This window comes from Burkholderia sp. Tr-862 (assembly GCF_011753085.1).
Taxonomy (GTDB): Bacteria; Pseudomonadota; Gammaproteobacteria; order Burkholderiales; family Burkholderiaceae; genus Burkholderia; species Burkholderia ambifaria.
On sequence record NZ_VWWG01000039.1, the window covers coordinates 43,476 to 50,864 of the forward strand.

At 67.0% G+C, this 7,389-nt stretch carries 5 protein-coding genes; 4 read left to right on the forward strand and 1 reads right to left on the reverse strand.

Translation table 11 applies throughout. From position 1 onward, the window contains the following. Positions 1-30 precede the first annotated feature (30 nt). From F3J14_RS14265 to F3J14_RS14280, 4 genes are all read left to right on the forward strand, one after another. The gene (locus tag F3J14_RS14265; RefSeq protein ID WP_166723536.1) at positions 31-1,281 is read left to right on the forward strand and encodes a DNA repair exonuclease; all 1,251 of its coding nucleotides are present in this window, start codon (positions 31-33) and stop codon (positions 1,279-1,281) included. Between the two features lie 3 nt (positions 1,282-1,284). Beyond that, positions 1,285-4,755 (forward strand): YhaN family protein, encoded by a 3,471-nt coding sequence (locus F3J14_RS14270; protein ID WP_166723537.1) that lies wholly within the window; start codon positions 1,285-1,287, stop codon positions 4,753-4,755. 121 nt (positions 4,756-4,876) lie between these two features. After that, entirely contained in the window at positions 4,877-5,401 is a 525-nt protein-coding gene (locus F3J14_RS14275) for an HD domain-containing protein (protein ID WP_166723538.1), read from the forward strand. A 9-nt stretch (positions 5,402-5,410) separates the two neighbouring features. Then, positions 5,411-6,094: a DUF429 domain-containing protein gene (locus F3J14_RS14280; protein ID WP_166723539.1), complete on the forward strand. Its 684-nt coding sequence runs from the start codon at positions 5,411-5,413 to the stop codon at positions 6,092-6,094. Between the two features lie 183 nt (positions 6,095-6,277). Here F3J14_RS14280 and F3J14_RS14285 read toward each other — a convergent pair whose 3' ends face one another. After that, positions 6,278-6,715: an ATPase gene (locus tag F3J14_RS14285; protein ID WP_166723540.1), complete on the reverse strand. Its 438-nt coding sequence runs from the start codon at positions 6,713-6,715 to the stop codon at positions 6,278-6,280. Between the last annotated feature and the right edge of the window lie 674 nt (positions 6,716-7,389).

Consider the following 7,389-nt stretch of genomic DNA (forward strand, 5'->3'; position numbering starts at 1 on the left):
GCCCCTTCGTCATGAAACAGAGGAATCTTCGTGAAGTTCATCCACGCGGCAGACATTCACCTTGACAGTCCGTTGCACGGCCTGAGCGCGTATCCCGACGCGCCGGCCGCGCAGTTGCGCAACGCGTCGCGCGAGGCGCTGCGGCAACTCGTGGATCGTGCGATCGAAGAGGAGGTTGCGTTCCTCGTGATCGCCGGCGACCTGTACGACGGCGACTGGAAGGACCACAACACCGGCATTTTCTTCGGCCAGCAAATGGGCCGCCTGCGCAAGGCCGGCATTCGCGCATTCGTGCTCGGCGGCAATCACGATGCCGAAAGCGAGATGACGAAGAAGCTCACCTTGCCCGACAACGTCACCGTGTTCGGCCACCGCAAGCCGGAAACCCACCGGCTGCCGGAATTCGACGTGGCGCTGCACGGGCAGAGCTTCAAGGACAAGGCCGTCGTCGACAATCTCGCGATCGGCTATCCGGACCCGGTGCCGGGTTACTACAACATCGGCGTGCTGCACACCGCGCTCGAAGGCTATGCCGCGCATGCGAACTATGCGCCGTGCACGCTGGCGGAATTGCACGCGAAAGGCTACGACTACTGGGCGCTCGGCCACGTGCACGAGTTCCAGCAATGGTCGGGGCCGTCGACCGTCGTGTTTCCCGGCAACCTGCAGGGCCGCCATATCCGCGAGACGGGCCGCCGCGGCGCGGTGCTCGTGACGATCGAGCAGGGGCGCACGCACCTCGAACGTCTGTACCTCGACGTGCTGCGCTGGGAAGCCGTGTCGGTCGACGCGTCCGACTGCTTGACGGTCGCCGACCTGTCGAGAAAGATCGGCCAGTCGCTGGAGGCGCTGCTGAACGTCGATGGCCACGTGCCGCGCGCGGTGCGCGTGACGGTCACGGGGCGCACGCCCGCGCACGGCCTCTTTTTCGGGCGTGCGCCGCAATTGCGCGCGGAGGTGCTGAACCAGATCGGCATCATCGGCAACGAACGGCTGTGGCTGGAGAAGGTCCGGCTCGCGACGTCCGCACCCGAGCAGCCGCAAGGCGAGAGCGAGCAACTCGAGGCGCTGGAGGATCTCAAGCAGATCCTGGCCGACGCCGCGCACGATCCGGATTTCCTCGCGCTGCTCGAGCGCGACCTGAAGCCGTTCGTCGGCAAGGTGCGCAGCGACGTGAAGGAGGAGGTGCCGCTGCTGACGATGGCGCGCGCCGGCGAACTCACGGCGCTGGTCGAGCAGGTCGGCCCCGCGTTGCTCGCGCGGCTGGCAAGGGGGGAATAAACGATGCGTATCAGCCAACTCGATCTGATCAAGTACGGCAAGTTCACCGACGAGACGCTGCGCTTTCCGTCGGCCGGCCAGGATTTCCACGTGATCGTGGGGCCGAACGAGGCGGGCAAGTCGACGATCCGGACGGCCGTGTCGGAACTGCTGTTCGGGATGAAGCTGCAGACGCCGCTCGACTTCCTGCATGCGACGCCCGAACTGCGGATCGGCGGCGTGCTGGAGAGCGGCGCCGGCGCGCTCGCCTTTCATCGCGCCCGCGGGCGCAGCCCGCTGCGCACACCCGCCGACGACAAGCTGCCGGACGACTATCTGAACGCCATTCTCGACGGCGCGACGCGCGAATTCTTCGAGCAGATGTTCGGGCTCGACCACGGTCGGCTCGTCGACGGCGGCCGGAGCATCCTCGACGCGTCCGACAAACTCGGCCAGGTGCTGTTCGAATCGGCGGCGGGCGTCGGCACGCTCGGGCCCGTGCGCGAGGAACTCGACGCACGCGCGGGCGAGCTGTGGGCGCCGCGACGCAGCGGCAGCGCATTCGCGCAGGCGGAGGCGTCGTTCAACGAGGCGGTCGGCGAACTGAAGGCCGTCCAGGTGCGCACGCGCGACTGGGTCGATCGCAAGGAAGCGCGCGATGCGGTCGAGCAGGAGATCGAACAGGCGCGCACGGAGCAGCGCCGCCTTGAAGCGCTGCGCTCGAAGCTCGAGCGCGTGCGGCGGTTGGCGCCGTACCTGAAGGAATTGACGATCAAGGAAGCGGCGCTTGCCGAACTGGGCGCCGTGGTCGAGTTGCCGCCGACCGCGTACGCAGACCTGCTGAAAGCGCAAGGCGATCTCGCGGCCGAACAGAAGGTGCTCGAGGAGCGCCGTGCGGACCTGCTCGCGAAACGGCAGGCGCGCGATGCGATCGATCCGGATGCCGACGCACTGGCGCTCGAAGGCGACATCGAAGCACTCGACCAGTTGCGCGGCGCATGCATGAATCACGCACAGGATCTGCTGTTGCTTGGCGCGAACGTCGAGCGGCATCTGTCCGCCGCCGGTTCCGCCGCGGCTCAGCTCGGCTGGCCGACCGACGAGGCGTCGCTGCGCGCGTCGCTGCCGACCGCGCTGTCGCTGAAGACGGTCGCGAACCTGTTGCGTGATCACGGCGCGCTGCATCAGGCGCTGGCCGGCGCGCGCGAATCGCTCGACGAGCGCACGCAGGAACTCACGCAGGCGCAGGAACAACTGGCGCGCCTGTCCATGGTCGATGTGCCGGAAGTGCTTCGGGCGGCGCTTGCCGACGCGCAGGGCTTTCGCAGCAGCGGCCAGCGCGAACAGGCGCTCGAACGCGACATCGCCGCCGCGGAGCGCGCGCTCGCCGATGCGCTCGATGCGCTCGGCCAGTGGCGCAAGCCGGTCGACGCGCTGCGTGTGCTCGATGTGCCGTCCGCGGCGCGGCTTGGCACGCTGCTCAACGAAGCAAGCGAGCGCGCGAGCGCGGCGGCCGCCGCACGCGATGCGCGCGACAGCGCGCAGGAGGAACTCGAGCGGCTCGAACTGCAGGAGAAGCATTTCGCCGAGACCCACAAGGTCGTCACGACCGCCGAGGTGCTGGCGGCGCGCGCACGTCGTGACGGTGCGTGGGGCGACATCCGCAGTGGCGCGGTCGATCTTGCAACGGGTGCGCCGGCCGTCGACGATGCGATTCGCCTCGCCGACGAACTCGTCGATGCGCAGCTCGGCGCCACGCAAGCGGCGGCGACGTTGCAATCGCTGCGTCAGCAGGTCGAGTCCGCCCGCGCCGTATTGACGCGCCGGCAGGCGGCAGTCGACGAGCGTGAGCGCGAGCTGGCCGCGCACCGCGACGCATGGTCCGACCTCGCGACGACGGCTGGCGTGCCCGGCATGCCGCTGGCGGCGATGGGCGACTGGCTCGCGAAGCGCGACACGGTGTTTGCCGCGCAACTCGAGCTTGACCGCCAGCGCCGCGAATTCGAGACGATCCGCGAAGCGCGGACCGGCGCGGAAGCTGCGTTGCGTACGGCGCTGCGCCTGGTATCGCGCGGCAGCGACGCCGACGGGCTGGCGGCACTCATCGCGATCGCCGAGACGTTCGTGCAATCGGCCGAGAAGACGCTCGCGCAGAAGGACAGCCTGGAGGACCGCGCGCGCGAAGCCGAACGCGGATGCGCGACGGCCCGTTCACGCGCCGGCCAGGCCCGGGCGGCCTACGATGCGTGGCAAGCACAATGGCGCGATGCGCTCGCCGACGCGAAGCTGTCAGCGAATGCGGTGACGCTGGCTGCAGCGGAAGGGGCGCTCGGGCTCGCGAATGCGGTGACGGCCGAACTGGCCGGCGCCGATGCGCCGCGCAACCGGATGGCCGCGATCCGTGCGGAGCTGGCTGCGCTCGAGGCCGGTGCACGGCGGCTCGCTGAAGCGCTCGAGCCCGCATGGCTGGCGAGTGGCGACTGGCTGGACGTTGCGCGGCGGTTGACGATGCGCGTTGCGGCCGCACGGGAAACCGCGCGCGCAATCGGTCGTGCCGACACGGCGGTGCGGCAGGCCGACGGCAAGGTCGCCGACGCGGCCGCCGCGGTGGCGGGTGCGGATGCACGCATTCAGCCGTTGCTGCAACTGGCCGGCGTCGCGTCGATCGACGCGGCGCTGCCGCTGGCCGAGCGATCGGATCGGCAGCGCCAGCTTCGGCAGGCTGTCGATGCCGCGAAGGAGGCGCTGGTGCGCGATGGCGACGGGTTGTCCCAGGCGGCCGTCGAGGCCGAGGTCGCGGAACAGGACATCGCCGACGTGCCCGCGCATCTCGAAGCAGTGAAGCAGTCGCTCGGCGATGTCGGCAAGCGCCTGAACGCGCTCGCGCAGCAACAGGTCGTCGCCCAGCAGGCATTCGGCGCGATCGACGGCCAGGCGAGCGCGGCCGTGGCCGAGGCGAAGCGGCAGGAAGCGCTGGCCGCGATGGGCGATGCGGCCGAACAGTATCTGGAAGCGGCGACCGCGAGCCGTCTGCTGAAGTGGGCGACCGATCGCTATCGCGACCAGAAGCAGGGGCCGATGCTGCGCCGGGCGGGCGAGATTTTCGCGGGGCTCACGCTCGGCGAATTCGCGCGGCTGACCGTCGACACCGAACGGACGCCGCCCGCGCTGTACGCGCGCCGCACGAAGGGCACGTCGGTCGAGGTTGCCGGCCTGAGCGAAGGAACGCGCGACCAGCTGTTCCTCGCGCTGCGAATCGCGGCGCTCGAACTGCAGCTCGCCAGCCGGACCGCGCTGCCGTTCGTTGCCGACGATCTCTTCATCAACTTCGACGATGCGCGTGCGAAGGCGGGGCTCGAGGCGCTGCGCGATCTGTCGACGCGAACCCAGGTGCTGTTCCTGACGCACCACGATCACCTGCTGCCGCTCGTGCGGGACGTGTTCGGCGCGCAGGTCAACGTGGTCGGGCTGCAGCGCGAGACGGCCGGCGCATGACGCCGGGCGGCTCGATGTTCCCGATACGTGGGAATGATCATCGCGTACAGGTAGTATGTGCGGTTCCGAAACGGACGCGACCGGTTCTGCCGGCCGTAGTCCGGCCACACGAGGGATCAATATGAACAAGCTGGTAGCTGCCATCGCATTCGCGGCGGACAAGCATCGCAATCAGCGGCGCAAGGACGACGAGGCATCGCCGTACATCAACCATCCGATCGCGCTGGCCGATGTGCTGGCCAACGAAGCCGGCATCGAGGACGAGCGCGTGATCGTCGCGGCTGTGTTGCACGACACGATCGAGGACACGGAGACAACCGAGCAGGAACTGCTGCGGCTGTTCGGCAAGGACGTCGCGGACATCGTGATGGAAGTCACCGACGACAAGTCGTTGCCGAAGGACGAGCGCAAGCGCCTTCAGGTCGAGCATGCGGCGAGCATCAGCCGGCGCGCGAAGCTCGTGAAGCTGGCCGACAAGATCTGCAACCTGCGCGACATCGCGCGGCATCCGCCCGTGGACTGGCCGCTCGAGCGCAAGCAGTCGTACTTCGACTGGGCGAAGTCGGTTGTCGACCGGATGCGCGGCGTGCATCCCGGCCTGGAAGGGATCTTCGATGCCGCGTACGACGCGCGGCCGGCGGACTGACGCGCAGCCATGCAGGCGGCCCGATCCCGATCCGTCGCGCGGTCGTCGCCTGCGGTGGCGGGCGTCGACGTGGGCGGCGACAAGAAGCAATGCGATCTCGTGATCCTGCGCGGCTCGACGATCGTCTGCCGCGAGGCGCGAATCGCGCCCGAAGCGCTGCCTTCGCTGTGTATCGAGCATGACGTGGTGGCCGTCGGCGTCGATGCGCCGAGCCTGTGGTGGACGGGAAGCGGGCGCCGCGCGGCCGAGCAGGCGCTTGCGCGTGAGCGGATCTCGTGCTTTCCGACGCCGTCGCGCGAACAGGCCGTGACCAGTGCGTCGGGCTTCTTCGACTGGATGTTCATGGGCGAGCGTGTGTACCGCGCGCTGGCGCAGGCCTATCCGCTGCTCACCGACGCACGGTATGCCGGCGGACGCGTGAGCTTCGAGACCTATCCGTACGCGATTACCTGCGCGATGCTCGGCAAGGCGATTGCGTCGGCGAAGCAGAAACGCAACCAGCGCCGGCAATTGCTGGCGCAAGTCGGGATCGACGTGTCGACACTGCGCTCGGTCGACGCGCGGGACGCCACGCTGTGCGCATTGACCGCACAGTACGTGATCGACGGAAACGCGCACGCGTATGGCGATGCGGAGGGCGGGTACATCCGTGTGCCGATCGTCCGCGAGACGATCGTGCTCGATACGCTCTAGTCACTCACGGGCCGCGGCTGGCTGGTACCCGTGAACCCGTGACGGCAAGGTGAGCTTTTACGGGGAACGCCTCTAACTGTCGACGTCAAGGTGTCGAGCAGCGACAGCCGGTCGGCAGGTGCGCAGCCGGTGGCATGCGCAACATCTTCAGTCGATGCACCGTACGCCTCCCGGCCGTGATGCTCAGTCTTCGAGAATGGACTTCGGCACGCTGGAGAGATCGCAAGCGTCCGCTTCCTCGAAATAGGCTTGCGCATCGTCGATCATCACGACCGCGACGTCGATCAGTTCGTCGAGCCGCTGCAGCAGCGATTCGCGCCACTCGATGTCCTCGTCGCGCTCGGGCGTCTTGTCGAGCTGCTCGATGATCGAGTCGGCGGTTTGCAGGAACGGGATCGCCTGCTGATAGTTTTCGATCGAGACCATCGCGGCGTTGCGTGCGCCGACGAGCCGTTCGCGATGCTCGTCCGCCAGTTCGGACTCGCCGCTGATGCGCGGCAGGAGATCCGAGATGCGTTGCAGAAGCGGCGGGACCTGTTCTTCCAGCATGACGGCGCGCTCGCGCAGCGCGACATATTCGTCGCGAAGATCGGCGTCGCCGGATTGAGTGGTGCTGTCCATCGTCGGTATGAGTGCGTTGTTCGATCGCGGGATGATACTCGACGGCGCGTACCCCTTTGCTTGTTCCGCGGCATGATGACTGACGCGAGGTACATACGGGATGCTGTGGGCCTCTTATATATAGGACGAAAGAAGGACGCGCGCAGGATCCTTCGCGGGCGCCTGGCGAAGCTGTATTTAGAGCGCCATGCACCAAGCCCCCGTGCGCGGCAGCGCACGGGGGCTTTTTCAAAATATTTTCACAAAGGGGCTTGCGGAGGCGGGGAGGGGTGCCTACAATCACGCCTCTTTCGCGCTAACGGAAACGCGGCGTGGGAGGGAAGGGAAGCGGTGCTGTCGAGGGTGGGTTGTAGAAGCCCCGGCGCACACGAAGTTGAACCCCCGCCGTCGCAACGAAGCAGTTCAAAAAGTTGTTGACGAGCGAAGAAAGACGGTTCATAATCTCACTTCTCTGCTGCTGAAAACGCAGCGCTGCTGAGAAACAGAAGGTTTCTCGCAGAAATGCTCTTTAAAAATTAACAGCCGATAAGTGTGGGCGCTTGATGGTAGCGAGCTGATCTTCGGATCAGATAGCGAAAGTATCAAGAGTCTCACACTAAAGTAAGTCAGGTTTATGAAGTGATTCATATTCCTGTCAGCTTTGAGTGAGCGACCGGTTCTTAACCGAACCGAAA